The organism is Streptomyces sp. NPDC028368 (assembly GCF_055565615.1).
The window spans coordinates 104743-118573 of sequence record NZ_JBVHTY010000002.1 but is presented as its reverse complement, the minus strand read 5'-3'; the positions used below and the strand labels follow the sequence as shown (position 1 = coordinate 118573).

The window sequence follows — 13831 nt, the reverse complement described above, 5'->3', positions numbered from 1 at the left end:
TCAGAACCTTTCGGACGCCCGCCGGGCGTCGGCATAGATGTCGATCTTGTAGTCGAGGACGTTCAGGGTGCTCTGCAGTTCCGATATCCGCTGCCGTACGTCCTCGCGGTGCGCGGTCAGCAGCCGCTCGCGTTCGGCGAAGGTGCTCTCGCCCTCCCGTACCAGCTCGGCGTAGCGGACCATGTCGGCGACCGGCATGCCGGTCAGCCGCAGCTTGGCCACCAGGCTCAGCCAGTCCAGGTCGCGGTTGGTGAAGCGGCGCTGCCCGGTGTGGGTGCGGTCCACATGCGGCATCAGGCCGATCCGCTCGTACCAGCGCAGGGTGTGGGCGCTGAGGCCGGTGTGCTCGGCCACCTCGCTGATCGTGTACTGGTCGCGGCCGGCCGGCCGCGGGTGGCCGGGTGTGCCCCGGCAGCCGCTCGGCCTGGCCGGCAGCTCCCCGGGATGGCGCGCCTCCGGGCGGTCCCGGTCCCCGTCCCGGACCCAGACCTGGTCGCGGTCTCCGTCCCGGCCCCCGTCCTGTTTCCGGTCCGGACGCCGGACCTCGGTCGCGATCGCGCCGTCCAACGCCGGTTCGCTCTGCGTGACCGTCATGCCCCGTCTCCCACCGTCATGCCCCGCTTCCCCTTGTCACCGGACGTCGTGTCCGGCCGTCAACGGGTCCCTCCGCAACGTTTCTGCGGCGGCGCCCCCTGACGTCCTCAACGCTAGAGAGTTCGAGTGCACTCCAAGCAAGTGCGGATCACAGCCGGACTTGACCGGAATTTGAGAGAGCGGGGCGCCGGACGGGATCGGCGAGGGCGCCGGGCAGGCCGGGACGGGCACCGGGCGGGCCCGGGAAAGGTACCCCTTAGGCTCGGGGCATGCAGAGCCTGCGGATGACAGAGAACTGGCCGGTGCCCACCGCTGCGGCCGCCGTCGTACGAGCCGATGGCACGGTGGCCGGCGCTCACGGGCCGCTGGAGCACCGGTTCCCCCTGGCGTCCGTCACCAAGCCGATCGCCGCGTACGCCGCGCTGCTGGCCGTCGAGGAAGGCGCGGTCGAGCTGGACGAGCCGGCCGGTCCGCCGGGGTCGACGGTCCGTCATCTTCTTGCGCACACCTCGGGGCTGGCGTTCGACGAGCAACGCACGATGGCCGAGCCGGGGACCCGTCGGCTGTATTCCAACGCGGGGTTCGAGGTGCTGGGCGACCACCTCTCCAAGGCGACCGAGATTCCCTTCCCGCAGTACGTCCGCGAGGCGGTGTTCGAGCCGCTCGGCATGGGCGCGACCGAACTGGCCGGGTCGCCCGCCAAGGACGGCGTCTCCACGGTCGGGGATCTGATCCGTTTTGCGGCCGAGCTGCAGGCGCCGCGGCTGCTGGCGCCGCAGACGCTGGCCGAGGCGACGTCGGTGGCCTTTCCCGGCCTGACCGGTGTGCTGCCGGGCTACGGCCACCAGAAGCCCAATGACTGGGGGCTGGGGTTCGAGATCCGGGACGGGAAGTCGCCGCACTGGACGGGCGCCTCGTCCTCGCCTCGCACTTTCGGGCACTTCGGGCAGTCCGGGACGTTTTTGTGGGTGGACCCCGAGGCGCGGGCGGCCTGCATCGCGCTGACCGACCGGGCCTTCGGCCCGTGGGCCGTCGAGGCCTGGCCGCTGCTGACCGACGCGGTGCTGGCCGAACTGGGCTGAACCCCGGCGCAAACGGACCCGAGCGGACCGGACCGGCCTGCGCCGGGGGAGCGCGGGCCGCGCTACCCGTGGGCCGGCTCGGGCTCGCCCCGCATCTCCCAGACCAGGCACTCCGCGGCCGCCAGCCCCCGCAGCTCCAGGCCCTCCCCGCCGGTGATCCGCGCCGCATCACCGGCCTCCAGCCGTGCGTCACCGATCGCCACGGCGCCCCGTACGACATGGACGTACGCCCGCGCGGCATCCGGCACGGCGGTGCGTTCGCCGTCGGCCAGGCGGCGCAGATGCAGCATGGCACCGGCCTGGGGAACGGCGTACGGGGTGCCGTCGGCGATACCGCGCACCACCTCGTACGCCGCCTCGCCCCCGAAGGAGAGCGGCGCCAGCCACATCTGGACGAAGCGCAGCGGGGCCGTGCCGTCGTTGCGCTCGATGTGCCGGACCCCGTTTGCGGAGCTGAGCCGCTGGAGATCGCCGGGCCGTACGGTGGTCTCGTGGCCCGCCGAGTCGCGGTGGGTCAGCTCGCCCTCGACGACCCAGGTCACGATCTCCGTGTCGCGGTGCGGATGCTCGTCGAAGCCGGCGCCGGGCGCGAGGCGCTCCTCGTTGCAGGCGATCAGCGCGCCGAAGCGGAGGTTGTCCGGGTCGAAATGCGGCCCGAAGGAGAACGAGTGGAATGTCTCGATCCCGGCGTCCGGATCGCCGCCCCGATAGCGTTCCTGGCCTCTGCGCACCTCAATCATGGCGCCACCGTAGCCCCGCCGCGTCACCCCCTCATCCCGATAGGGCAGGCTTGTCCCCGTGTCTGAACCCGCTTCGCGCGCCGCGCACCCGCACACCGCGACCCTCCGCCGCCTGGAGAAGTCGTCCGGCAAACTGGCGGCCGCGGCCATCGCCCGTATGGATGCCACGCTGCCGTGGTACCGCGCGATGCCGCCGGAGAACCGTTCCTGGATCGGCCTGGTGGCACAGGCCGGTATCGCCGCTTTCACCGAATGGTTCCGGCACCCGGAGACCCCGCAGGCGATCAGCACCGATGTCTTCGGTACGGCGCCGCGCGAGCTGACCCGGGCGATCACGCTGCGGCAGACCGTGGAGATGGTCCGCACGACGATCGAGGTCATGGAGTCCGCGATCGATGAGGTCGCGGCGCCGGGCGATGAGTCCGTGCTGCGCGAGGCGCTGCTCGTCTACGCGCGGGAGATCGCCTTCGCCACCGCGCAGGTCTATGCGCAGGCCGCCGAGGCACGGGGTGCGTGGGATGCCCGGCTGGAGTCGCTGGTGGTCAACGCGGTGCTCTCCGGGGAGGCGGACGAGGGGGCCGTATCGCGGGCCGCGGCCCTTGGCTGGAATTCGCCCGAGCATGTGTGTGTGGTGCTCGGCACGGCCCCCGACGGGGACAGCGAGCTGACGGTCGAGGCGATCCGGCGGGCGGCGCGGCACGCCAAGCTGCAGGTGCTGACCGGGGTGCTGGGGACGCGCCTGGTGGTGATCGCGGGCGGTTCGGACAATCCGCTCAAGGCGGCGAAGGCGCTGATCGGGCCGTATGCGGCCGGGCCCGTGGTGGCCGGGCCGGTGGTCTCGGACCTGCTGGCGGCGACGCGCTCCGCGCAGGCCGCGGCCGCCGGACTGCGGTCGTGCGCGGCCTGGCCGGACGCCCCGCGGCCGGTCCTCGCGGACGATCTGCTGCCGGAGCGCGCGATGGCCTCCGACCCGGTCGCGCGGGACCAGCTGGTGGAGGAGATCTACAGACCGCTGGAAGAAGCGGGGTCGGCGCTGCTGGAGACGCTGAGCGTCTATCTGGAGCAGGCGAGCAGCCTGGAGGGCGCGGCGCGGATGTTGTTCGTCCACCCCAACACCGTGCGCTATCGGCTGCGACGTGTGACGGACGTCACCGGCTGGTCGCCGTCCGATGTGCGCTCGGCGTTCACACTGCGTATCGCACTGATTCTGGGGCGTCTGGCTGACGGTGAGTCGCAGCCCTAGACTTTTGTCGGACACCAACAATTCCCCCGATGGTTCTTCGTCCCTGTCCCCACGGGCGGGCGGAACCTCCCACAAGAGAGAGTGTGAGGGTGCTCGTACTCGTCGCTCCCGGCCAAGGCGCTCAGACGCCCGGCTTTCTGACCCCCTGGCTCGACCTTCCCGGTGTCGAGGACCAGCTCCGTGAGTGGTCCTCCGCCATCGATCTGGACCTGGTCCGCTACGGCACGAAGGCGGACGCGGAGGAGATCCGCGACACCGCGGTGGCGCAGCCGCTGCTGGTGGCCTCCGCTCTCGTCTCCGCCCGGCAGCTGTTCGCCGGCGGCGAGGACATCTCCCGCCAGGTCGGCGCCGCCGCCGGCCACAGCGTCGGTGAGCTGGCCGCCGCCGCGCTGACCGGCACCCTGACCGACGGCGCCGCGATGAAGCTGGTGCGCCGCCGCGGGCAGGCGATGGCCGAGGCCGCCGCCGTCACCGAGACCGGCATGGCCGCTCTCCTGGGCGGCGACGAGGCCGTGGTGCTGCCGCATCTGGAGCAGCTGGGCCTGACGGCGGCGAATGTGAACGGCGCCGGCCAGATCGTTGCCGCGGGCACCGTCGAGCAGATCGCGGCGCTGGTCGAGAACAAGCCGGAGGGCACCCGTCGGGTCGTACCGCTGAAGGTGGCCGGTGCGTTCCATACTCACCACATGTCGCCCGCCGTGTCGGCCCTCGAGGCCGCGGTCACCGAGCTTTCCGTCGCCGATCCGCACACCGCCTACGTCTCCAACAAGGACGGTCAGGTGGTCGGCTCCGGCCAGGAGCTGGTGCGACGGCTGGTGGGCCAGGTGGCCAACCCGGTGCGCTGGGACCTGTGCATGGAGACCTTCAAGAAGCTCGGCGTGACCGCTCTCATCGAGGCGGCTCCCGGCGGCACACTGGTCGGTCTGGCCAAGCGTGCGCTCCCCGGTGTGGAGACCCTCGCACTCAAGACCCCGGAGGACCTCGACGCGGCCCGCACGCTGATCGCCGAGCACGCTTCTCCCGCAGCCGACATCTCGGCCGAATAAGGAGACCCAGGAGCATGACCTCGAAGATCAAGCCCGCCAAGGGTGCGCCGTACGCGCGGATCATGGGCGTCGGCGGCTACCGCCCGACCCGTGTCGTGCCGAACGAGGAGATCCTCAAGCACATCGACTCGTCGGACGAGTGGATCCGCTCGCGGTCGGGCATCGCCACCCGCCACTGGGCGGGCCCGGACGAGACCGTCGCGATGATGTCGGTGGAGGCCGCGGGCAAGGCGATCGCCGACGCGGGCCTGACGCCGGAGCAGATCGGCGCCGTGGTCGTCTCGACCGTCTCGCACTTCAAGCAGACCCCGGCGATCGCGACCGAGATCGCGCACCGCATCGGCGCGGGCAAGCCGGCCGCCTTCGACATCTCGGCGGGCTGTGCGGGCTTCGGCTACGGACTGACCCTGGCCAGGGGCATGGTGACCGACGGGTCCGCGGACTACGTCCTGGTCATCGGCGTCGAGCGGCTCTCGGACCTGACCGACCTGGAGGACCGTGCGACGGCGTTCCTCTTCGGTGACGGCGCCGGCGCCGTGATTGTCGGCCCCGCCAAGGAGCCCGCGATCGGCCCGACCGTCTGGGGCTCGGAGGGCGACAAGTCCGAGACCATCAAGCAGACCCTCGCCTGGGATGTGTACCGGACCACTCCGGTGCCCGGCGGCAACGGCCCCGAGGAGCGCACCGCTCCCGAGGCGATCCGGTACCCCGCCATCACGCAGGAGGGCCAAGCGGTCTTCCGGTGGGCGGTGTTCGAGATGGCGAAGGTCGCCCAGCAGGCGCTGGATGCGGCCGGAGTCAGCCCGGACGACCTGGATGTCTTCATTCCGCACCAGGCCAATATGCGGATCATCGACTCGATGGTGAAGACTCTGAAGCTGCCGGAGAGCGTGACGGTCGCCCGCGATGTGGAGACCACCGGCAACACCTCGGCCGCCTCGATTCCGCTCGCCATGGAGCGGCTGCTGGCGACCGGGCAGGCCAAGAGCGGGGACACCGCGCTGGTCATCGGCTTCGGGGCGGGTCTCGTGTACGCCGCGACGGTCGTTACTCTCCCCTAGGCACGAACTGCACGGCGCCGCACGATTTCGTAAGTGTCGGTCGCTGTGCACCGCTTCACCGCTTCACCGTAAATAACGCAGTACCACGCAGTACCACGCAGTTTCCCCCTAAATGACCGAAGGAGCGCCATCATGGCCGCCACTCAGGAAGAGATCGTCGCCGGTCTCGCCGAGATCGTGAACGAGATCGCCGGGATCCCCACCGAGGACGTCCAGGTGGAGAAGTCCTTCACCGACGACCTGGACGTTGACTCGCTGTCCATGGTCGAGGTTGTCGTCGCCGCCGAAGAGCGCTTCGACGTGAAGATCCCCGACGACGACGTCAAGCACCTCAAGACCGTCGGCGACGCGACCGACTACATCCTCAAGCACCAGAGCTGATCCAGCTCCCGCGTATGTCGCCACCTGGCGGTGGCGCCGTCGATTCAGACCCCTCTACCCGTGGAGTAAGAATTCCCGTGAACGCGACCAATCGCACCGTGGTCGTCACCGGTATCGGCGCAACCACACCGCTGGGTGGCGACAGCGCTTCGACGTGGGAAGCCATGCTCGCCGGCCGGTCCGGTGTCAGCATCCTCGAGCAGGACTGGGCCGCCGACCTGCCGGTCCGTATCGCCGCGCAGGCCGCCGTCGACCCGGGTGAGGTCATCCCCCGGGCGCAGGCTCGCAAGCTGGACCGCTCGGCGCAGTTCGCGCTGATCGCGGCCCGCGAGGCCTGGGCGGACGCCGGTTTCACCGCGCGGGCCGGCGAGGACACCTCGGTCGACCCCGACCGGCTCGGCACCGTCATCGCCTCCGGTATCGGCGGCGTGACGACCCTGCTCGGCCAGTACGACGTGCTCAAGGAGAAGGGCGTCCGCCGCGTCTCCCCGCACACCGTGCCGATGCTGATGCCCAACAGCCCGTCCGCCAACGTCGGCCTGGACGTGAACGCCCGCGCGGGTGTGCACACCCCGGTCAGCGCCTGTGCGTCCGGCTCCGAGGCGATCGGCTATGCCATCGAGATGATCCGTACGGGCCGTGCCGACATCGTCGTCGCGGGCGGTACGGAGGCGGCGATCCACCCGCTGCCGATCGTCGCGTTCGGCAACATGATGGCGATGTCGAAGTCGAACGACGACCCGCAGGGCGCCTCCCGCCCCTACGACGCGGCGCGCAACGGCTTCGTCATGGGCGAGGGTGCCGGTGTGATCGTCCTGGAGTCGGCCGAGCACGCCGCCAAGCGCGGCGCCAAGGTCTATGCCGAGGCCATCGGCCAGGGCATCTCCGCCGACAGCCACGACATCGTGCAGCCCGAGCCGTCCGGCAACGGCATCGCGCACGCGCTGCAGAACCTCCTCGACTCCAACGACCTCGACCCGGCCGAGATCGTGCACATCAACGCGCACGCCACCTCGACCCCGCAGGGCGACCTGGCCGAGCTGAAGGCGCTGCGCAAGGTCTTCGGCGACGACGTCGACCACATGGCGATCTCCGCCACGAAGTCGATGACCGGTCACCTCCTGGGCGGCGCGGGCGGTGTCGAGACGGTTGCCTCGATCCTGGCGCTGTACCACCGGGTGGCGCCGCCGACGATCAACATCGAGAACCTCGACCCCGATGCGGATGCGGACATCGTCCGCGACGAGGCGCGCAAGCTGCCCGCCGAGGGCCGGATCGCCGCACTGAACGACTCGTTCGGCTTCGGCGGCCACAACGTCGTCCTGGCGTTCCGTACGGTCTGAGCAGGCACTTCTCTTCGCGAAGGGCCCGCCGGTGTCTCCACCGGCGGGCCCTTCGCCATGCCGGCGGCGCGTTCAGTCGTCGAAGCTCGCGAAGTAGGCGGCCGCGCCGTCCTCTCCGCCGTGGCCCTGTGCTTCCGCCCTGCGGAACCGCTCGGCGATGGCCTGTGCCACGTCCATGTGCACACCCGCTTCGCCGGCCGCCTCCGTGATGAGCCGGGCGTCCTTGCGCCCCGCGGAGACCGTGAAGCTCGCCGGATAGTCGTCGGCGAGGATCAGTTCCGCCTTCATCCGCAGATACGGCACGTCCAGCGGGCCGCCCGCGACCGCGGCCAGGAAGTCCCGCGGGTCCACGCCGAGGCCCTTGGCCAGGCCGATCGCCTCGCCGGCGCCGCCGATCAGGGTCAGCACCCAGCTGTTGATCACGAGCTTGAGCCGGCTGGCGGCGCCGCTCGCGGCCTCGTCACCGACCCACCGGGTGGTGCGCCCGACGACGGAGAAGATCTCTTCGGCCCGCTCCCGCAGCTCGTGCGGCCCGGCCGCGAGGACCGTCAACTCGCCCTTCTCGGCGGGCGCTTTGGTGCCGAGGACGGGGGCGTCCACGAGGAGCAGCCCGTGCTCCCTGGCGAACGCGGCGAGCGGTGCGAAGGCTTCGGTGCCCACGGTGCTCATCTGGAGCCAGAGTGCGCCGGGGGTCAGCTTCGCGGCGGCCTGGCGCAGGGCTTCGAGGACGGCGGGGCCGTCGAGGAGCATCGTGAGGACCACATCGGCGCCGTCCACGGCCTGCGCGGGGGTGTCGGTGATGCGGATCCCGTCGGCGGCCAGCGGCTCGGCCCTGGCGCGGGTGCGGTTCCAGGCGCGGACGTCCAGCCCGGCGCGGGCGAGGTTGCGGGCCATCGCGGCGCCCATGATTCCGGTGCCGAGTACCGCTACTGAGGTCTTGTCAGGCATGCCGGAAACGCTACGGCCTGGAGTGCGCTCCAGGGCAACCCGGTGGCCCGGCGGCCCGGCGCGCGCTTTTCAGACGACCTGGTGGAGACAGCGGACCGGCGTCGCACTCCTCATACGACTTGGTGCAGCCAGCGCACCGGGGCGCCCTCGCCGGCGTACCGGAACGGTTCCAGTTCGTCGTCCCAGGGCTTGCCGAGCAGTTTGGAGACCTCGGCGGCCAGCTCGGTCTCGCCGCGCGCGGAGCGGGCGACCGCGGCGCGCAGCCGGTCCTCGGGGATGAGGATGTCGCCGTGGATGCCCGTGACGGCATGGAAGATGCCCAGCTCGGGGGTGGAGCTGTAGCGCTCGCCCTCGGCGGTGGCGCAGGGTTCCGCGGTCACCTCGAAGCGCAGCAGATGCCAGCCGCGCAGCGCGGAGGCCAGCTTGGATGCCGTACCGACCTCGCCCTGCCAGGAGAACTCTGCTCTCCAGGTGCCCGGGGACGCCGGCTGGCGGATCCAGTCGAGATTGACGCGCACACCGAGGACGCCCGCCACTGCCCATTCGACGTGCGGGCACAGCGCGCGCGGAGCGGAGTGGACGTACAGGACTCCACGTGTCGTCACCGGGACCTCCAGTGCGGTTCGAGGTTCGCCTTCCCCAGCGGCCTCGTGCCCGTTCCGGTTGCGGCCGGGACAGCTGACATTCTGCCCCAATGATCACGTCGGCACCAGCATGCGAGGTGACCTACAGTAAACACCATTAGCCGTAATTTGCCGCAAAAGGGACAGGAAATGACGTGATGTAATTTATCTGTGCCGACTGCACTTGCCACTTTGCGTCACCGCCCGGCAGGCACGGGGCAAAGCTACCGCGCGGTGCCGGTCGAGGGGTGACGTACCGTCGGTACCCGAAGAGATATCACTCGCACGCCGGAGGGGACAGGGGATGACGCAGATCGATCGGCCCTTTCGCCCTCGGCGTCACCGCTCCACCCGCCCGGCCTCCCGCGTCGCGGCGCTCGCCGCGGCCCTGGCGATGGGGCTCGCAGGATGCGGCGGCGGGTCCGCCGGCCCGCACAACGGCCCGGCCACCAAACGCCCGGCGGCGAAGGCGGGGCCCGTCTGGCACACCCGCCCCGGCTCCATCGCGGCGCTCGGCGACTCCATCACCGTCGGCTTCGACGCCTGTACGGTGCTCTCCGACTGCCCCGAGGTCTCCTGGGCCACCGGCACCAATCCCAAGGTCGACAGCCTGGCCCGGCGGCTGGTGAAGAATCCCGCCGGGCACAGCTGGAACTACGCCCGCACCGGCGCCCTGATGAGCGAACTGCCCGACCAGATCGCGGCGGCCGCGCGCCGTGAGCCCGAGCTGGTCACGGTCCTGATCGGCGCCAACGACGCCTGCCGCGGCGACGTACGGGCGATGACTCCCACCCGCACCTTCCGCGCGGACTTCGAGCGGTCGATGCGGCAGCTGCGGAAGGCCCTGCCGCACACCCAGGTGTATGTCGCCGCGGTGCCCGACCTGCTGCGGCTGTGGTCGGAAGGGCGCAAGAACCCGCTCGGCAAGCAGGTGTGGAAGCTGGGGATCTGCGGGTCGATGCTGCGCGACCCGGACGATCTGACGCAGACGGCGGAGACGCGGCGGGTAAAGGTGCGGCACCGGGTGATGGCGTACAACCGGGCGCTGGAGCAGGTGTGCCGCAAGGACGCGCTGTGCCGGTTCGACGGGGCCGTCTTCGACTACCGCTTCACGGGCCGTCAGCTGAGCACCTGGGACTGGTTCCACCCGGGCATGCGCGGGCAGCGGGAGCTGGCGGAGCTGGCCTTTCGGACCATCACCCGTACGGATCCGGGCACGTGACGGCCGGTGAGGCCGTCGGGCCGAAAACCCTTACCGGAAACCCTTAGGGGCGCGGGGTCAACGGTTCATCCCGAATGGTGATGCCGGGCGGGCAGGCTCGGCGGGAGGATGAGTTCCGAAAGGTTCCGTTGACCTGTTGGGGGATATTCGTCATGGCCCGGCTCCGCGCTTTTCCACTCGTCCTGTTCGGTGCCGTGCTGGCCGTGAGCGGATCGCTGACCGGCTGTTCGCTGGCGTACGGCCCGACGGAGACGGCGCAGCGTACGTACACCGTGGACGGCAAGGTCACGGCCGTGTCGGCGACCACACACGGCGGGGACATCGAGATCGTGCCGACAGCGGCGGGCGGGGCGGTCAAGGTGACGGAGAAGTACGAGTACAACGACCAGAAGCCGAGCCCCGCGCATGCGGTCAAGGACGGCCGGCTCACGCTCAAGGCCGAGGAGTGCACGGGCTCCGGGCGGCAGTGCGTGGTGTCCTACCGGGTGCTGGTGCCGCGTAACGCCTCGGTCGATCTGCACACCAGCGGCGGGGACATCACGGTGCGCGGCACCTCCGGCACGATATCCGCGCAGACCAGCGGCGGGGACATCACCGTCGCGGACTCCACCGCGCGCACGACGACCGCGAAGACCAGCGGCGGAGATGTGGATCTCGCCCTGTCCGCCGCTCCCGATGAGGTCTCGGGGCAGACCAGTGGCGGCGACGTCACCATCCGCCTGCCGAAGGGCTCCTACGCGGTGGACGCCTCGACCAGTGGCGGCAACCGCAAGGTCTCGGTGCCGACGGCCGGCGGGTCGGCGCACAAGATATCGGCGAAGACGAGCGGTGGAGATGTGTCGGTGGTGCCGGCGTCCTCCTGAGGCGGGCTGCCCGCTCGGGCCCGCAGGGCGAGGGCGGGTCCGCCCGTCTCCGTTGGACGACGGTGGTGCTGTCGTCCAACGGAGACGGCTTCGGCCGTCAGACGTGGGTGACTTCCGCGGTCAGCCGACGGTGACCTCTGCGGTCAGCCGGCGGTCGGCGATGCTGTGCGCGGCCTCGACGGTGTAGTCGCCCCGGATGCGGCGCCAGCCGCCGGCCCGCTCGCTCCAGATCTCGAAGGCGCGGCCGGGCAGCGGGATCTCTACCTCCACACTCTCGCCGGGTCCGGCCTCGACGGCGGCGAACCCGGCCAGCCAGCGGACCGGGCGCTCGGCGGCTTCAGGAGCGGCGTCGTCGGAGGCCGCGTTCCCCATGGCGCCGGTGGCCCCGGTGGTGGCCCCGGAGTGCCTGGTGGCGTTGGGGACGAGGTAGATCTGGACGACCTCGCGGCCGGTGCGCTGCCCGGTGTTGCGGAGCCGGACGCGTACCGAGTCCGGGGTGGTGTCCAGCGACTCGTACTCCCAGTCGGTGTAGCCGAGGCCGTGGCCGAAGGCGTATGCGGGGGCGGGGGCCAGGGGGGAATGGGCGGTGCGCTGCTGCCAGGCCCGGTAGCCGATGAACACACCCTCGGAGTACGGGAGTTGGCCGTCCACCGGAGTGACGCCGGTGACCGGTGCGTCCTCGAGGCGGGCCGGCCAGGTGGTGGGGAGGCGGCCGCCCGGCTCCTGGGTGCCGAGGAGGACATCGGCGAGTGCGGCACCGGCTTCCTGGCCGGGGAACCAGGTCAGGAGTACGGCCGGGACCAGCTCGCGCCAGGGCAGCTCCACCGGGGAGCCGGAGTTGACGACCACGACGGTGTACGGGTTGACGGCGGCGACCCGGGCGACCAGCTCGTCCTGGCGGCCGGGGAGCCGCAGGTCCGTACGGTCGAAGCCCTCGGACTCGACCTCGTCCGTCGTGGCCACGACGACGATCGCGACATCGGCGGCGGCCGCGACGCGGACCGCCTCATCGAGCTCGGCGTCGGGGTCGAGCTGCGGTTCGGTGTGGCCGAGGGTGAAGTTCAGGGCGGCCATGCCCTCGCCGAGGCCGGTGCTGAGAGGGACGAACCGCAGGGTCAGCGCGGTCTCCTCGCCCGCCGTCAGCGGTACGGCGATCCGCCGCTCCTCCGGGTGCATCAACGCCTCGAAGGGGTCGGTGCCGGCGGGCGAACAGTGCTCGTCGAAGAGGACCGCGTCGCCGACGGTCAGCCGCAGGGCGCCGGTGCCGCTGACGGCGAGGGTGTGGCTGCCGGTGACCTGCGGGGTGAAGGTGCCGGTCAGTTCGACGGCGTGGAGGTTTTGCGGGGTGACGCCGTCGGGGAAGCTGCCGACGGCATGCACCCTGCCGTCGAACTGCGGTGTATCGGCGATGAGTTGACCGTCCGCGGCGAGATAGCGGGCGCGCAGCGTGAAACCCTCGCGGGCCTGCGGGACCCGGGTGCGGGGGTCGGCGCCGAGGGCGAAGGTGACCTCGACATCGTCCGGCAGCGCGGCGCGCAGGCCCTCCAGAGGGGAGACGACGCGGTCCGGGAAGACGGTGGCGGAGCCGCCGCCGAGGACGCGGGCGTCGCGGGCCGCCGCGCCGATGACGGCGGCCTTACGGATCCGGGTGGCGTCGAGGGGCAGCGCGGGCCGTACGGGGGCGGCCGCCGCCCCGCCCACCGGCTCGTTGCGCAGGAGCACGAAGGCCCGGTGGGCGATCTCGCGGGCCAGCGCCCGGCCGTCGATCCCGCGCGGGACCTCCTCGGGGGCGACGGCGGCCGGCACTCCCGCCAGGCATCCGGTACGGGCGGCCAGCCGCAGCACCCGGCGCACCGCGTCGTCGACCTCCGCCTCGGTCACCTCGCCCGCGCGGACGGCCGCGGCGAGCGGCGCCCCGTAGACCGTCCGCGGCCCCGGCATCGCCACGTCCAGGCCGCCGCGCAGCGCGCGCACCGTGTGGCGGGCCGCCGTCCAGTCGGAGACGTTGAAGCCGTCGAAGCCCCAGTCGCCGCGCAGGACGTCCTGCACCAGGCGGCGGTGCTCGGTCATCGTCGAGCCATTGACCTGGTTGTAGGCCGTCATGATGCCCCAGGGGCGGGCGTTTTCGACGATGTGCGCGAAGGGCGCGAGGTAGAGCTCGCGCAGCGGGCGGGCGGCGATGCGGTTGTCGACGGTGAAGCGTTCGGTTTCGGCGTCGTTGCCGACGAAGTGCTTGACGGTCGTGCCGACGCCGCCTTCCTGGACGCCGCGCACATATCCGGCGCCGATCGCGCCGGTGAGCAGCGGGTCCTCCGAGTAGCACTCGAAGTGGCGGCCGCCGAGGGGCGAGCGGTGCAGATTGACGGTCGGCGCGAGGAGGACGTGGACGCCCTTGCGGCGGGCCTCCTGGGCCAGGAGGCGGCCGGCGCGGCGGGCCAGTCCGGGGTCCCAGGTGGCGGCCAGCGCGGTGGGGCTGGGCAGCGCGACGGAGGGGTCCTCGGCGCTCCAGTGGCGGCCTCGTACCCCGATCGGACCGTCCGACATCACCAGCGACTTCAGGCCGATCCCGGGCAGGGCGGGCAGCGTCCACATGTCCTGGCCGGACAGCAGCCGGGCCTTGGTGTCGAGGTCGAGCGCGGCCAGCGCCTCCTCCACTGCCGTGGTGCGGTCGTAAGGGTCGGTCAT

General features: G+C 71.5%; 13 protein-coding genes. 8 read left to right on the top strand and 5 right to left on the bottom strand.

What is annotated here, in order from left to right; genetic code table 11:
- A complete protein-coding gene (locus ACZ4S3_RS04085; RefSeq protein ID WP_467927265.1) occupies window positions 1-435 on the bottom strand; it encodes a MerR family transcriptional regulator in 435 nt (144 codons plus the stop codon).
- Between the two features lie 428 nt (window positions 436-863).
- Here ACZ4S3_RS04085 and ACZ4S3_RS04080 point away from each other — a divergent pair, with 428 nt between their 5' ends.
- Complete coding sequence (locus tag ACZ4S3_RS04080; RefSeq protein ID WP_467925430.1) at window positions 864-1676, top strand: serine hydrolase domain-containing protein; 813 nt, start codon at window positions 864-866, stop codon at window positions 1674-1676.
- Between the two features lie 62 nt (window positions 1677-1738).
- Here ACZ4S3_RS04080 and ACZ4S3_RS04075 read toward each other — a convergent pair whose 3' ends face one another.
- Window positions 1739-2416, bottom strand: coding sequence for a pirin family protein (locus ACZ4S3_RS04075; RefSeq protein WP_467925428.1), 678 nt, complete (start codon window positions 2414-2416; stop codon window positions 1739-1741).
- A gap of 58 nt (window positions 2417-2474) precedes the next feature.
- On the opposite strand from ACZ4S3_RS04075, the gene ACZ4S3_RS04070 reads away from it, so the two are divergent.
- The 5 genes from ACZ4S3_RS04070 to ACZ4S3_RS04050 all read left to right on the top strand — a co-directional run bounded on the left by ACZ4S3_RS04070 (window position 2475) and on the right by ACZ4S3_RS04050 (window position 7490).
- Entirely contained in the window at window positions 2475-3659 is a 1185-nt protein-coding gene (locus tag ACZ4S3_RS04070; RefSeq protein ID WP_467925426.1) for a PucR family transcriptional regulator, read from the top strand.
- Window positions 3660-3748: 89 nt separating this feature from the next.
- The gene (locus tag ACZ4S3_RS04065; RefSeq protein WP_467925424.1) at window positions 3749-4705 is read left to right on the top strand and encodes an ACP S-malonyltransferase; all 957 of its coding nucleotides are present in this window, start codon (window positions 3749-3751) and stop codon (window positions 4703-4705) included.
- Window positions 4706-4719: 14 nt separating this feature from the next.
- Window positions 4720-5766, top strand: a complete 1047-nt coding sequence (locus ACZ4S3_RS04060; RefSeq protein WP_467925422.1) for a beta-ketoacyl-ACP synthase 3 — start codon at window positions 4720-4722, stop codon at window positions 5764-5766.
- Window positions 5767-5898: 132 nt separating this feature from the next.
- Window positions 5899-6147, top strand: coding sequence for an acyl carrier protein (locus tag ACZ4S3_RS04055; protein ID WP_467925420.1), 249 nt, complete (start codon window positions 5899-5901; stop codon window positions 6145-6147).
- Window positions 6148-6224: 77 nt separating this feature from the next.
- Window positions 6225-7490, top strand: coding sequence for a beta-ketoacyl-[acyl-carrier-protein] synthase family protein (locus ACZ4S3_RS04050; RefSeq protein ID WP_467925418.1), 1266 nt, complete (start codon window positions 6225-6227; stop codon window positions 7488-7490).
- Between the two features lie 72 nt (window positions 7491-7562).
- Here ACZ4S3_RS04050 and ACZ4S3_RS04045 read toward each other — a convergent pair whose 3' ends face one another.
- Window positions 7563-8438: an NAD(P)-dependent oxidoreductase gene (locus ACZ4S3_RS04045; RefSeq protein WP_467925417.1), complete on the bottom strand. Its 876-nt coding sequence runs from the start codon at window positions 8436-8438 to the stop codon at window positions 7563-7565.
- A 110-nt stretch (window positions 8439-8548) separates the two neighbouring features.
- Window positions 8549-9043 (bottom strand): DUF3145 domain-containing protein, encoded by a 495-nt coding sequence (locus tag ACZ4S3_RS04040; RefSeq protein ID WP_467925415.1) that lies wholly within the window; start codon window positions 9041-9043, stop codon window positions 8549-8551.
- Window positions 9044-9365: 322 nt separating this feature from the next.
- Here ACZ4S3_RS04040 and ACZ4S3_RS04035 point away from each other — a divergent pair, with 322 nt between their 5' ends.
- Together ACZ4S3_RS04035 and ACZ4S3_RS04030 are read left to right on the top strand one after the other, a co-directional pair.
- Window positions 9366-10283 carry an SGNH/GDSL hydrolase family protein gene (locus tag ACZ4S3_RS04035; protein WP_467925413.1) on the top strand — a complete coding sequence of 306 codons (918 nt, stop codon included), beginning with the start codon at window positions 9366-9368 and terminating at the stop codon, window positions 10281-10283.
- 152 nt (window positions 10284-10435) lie between these two features.
- Window positions 10436-11146, top strand: coding sequence for a DUF4097 family beta strand repeat-containing protein (locus tag ACZ4S3_RS04030; RefSeq protein WP_467925411.1), 711 nt, complete (start codon window positions 10436-10438; stop codon window positions 11144-11146).
- Between the two features lie 120 nt (window positions 11147-11266).
- Here ACZ4S3_RS04030 and ACZ4S3_RS04025 read toward each other — a convergent pair whose 3' ends face one another.
- Window positions 11267-13831, bottom strand: a complete 2565-nt coding sequence (locus tag ACZ4S3_RS04025; RefSeq protein ID WP_467925409.1) for a beta-glucosidase — start codon at window positions 13829-13831, stop codon at window positions 11267-11269.

Bases quoted from the DNA above. Each gene is read 5' to 3' on its own strand.
- ACZ4S3_RS04080 (WP_467925430.1), top strand. From the start codon at position 864: ATGCAGAGCCTGCGGATGACAGAGAACTGGCCGGTGCCCACCGCTGCG.
- ACZ4S3_RS04075 (WP_467925428.1), bottom strand. From the start codon at position 2,416: ATGATTGAGGTGCGCAGAGGCCAGGAACGCTATCGGGGCGGCGATCCG.
- ACZ4S3_RS04060 (WP_467925422.1), top strand. From the start codon at position 4,720: ATGACCTCGAAGATCAAGCCCGCCAAGGGTGCGCCGTACGCGCGGATC.
- ACZ4S3_RS04055 (WP_467925420.1), top strand. From the start codon at position 5,899: ATGGCCGCCACTCAGGAAGAGATCGTCGCCGGTCTCGCCGAGATCGTG.
- ACZ4S3_RS04045 (WP_467925417.1), bottom strand. From the start codon at position 8,438: ATGCCTGACAAGACCTCAGTAGCGGTACTCGGCACCGGAATCATGGGC.
- ACZ4S3_RS04035 (WP_467925413.1), top strand. From the start codon at position 9,366: ATGACGCAGATCGATCGGCCCTTTCGCCCTCGGCGTCACCGCTCCACC.
- ACZ4S3_RS04030 (WP_467925411.1), top strand. From the start codon at position 10,436: ATGGCCCGGCTCCGCGCTTTTCCACTCGTCCTGTTCGGTGCCGTGCTG.
- ACZ4S3_RS04025 (WP_467925409.1), bottom strand. From the start codon at position 13,831: ATGACCGACCCTTACGACCGCACCACGGCAGTGGAGGAGGCGCTGGCC.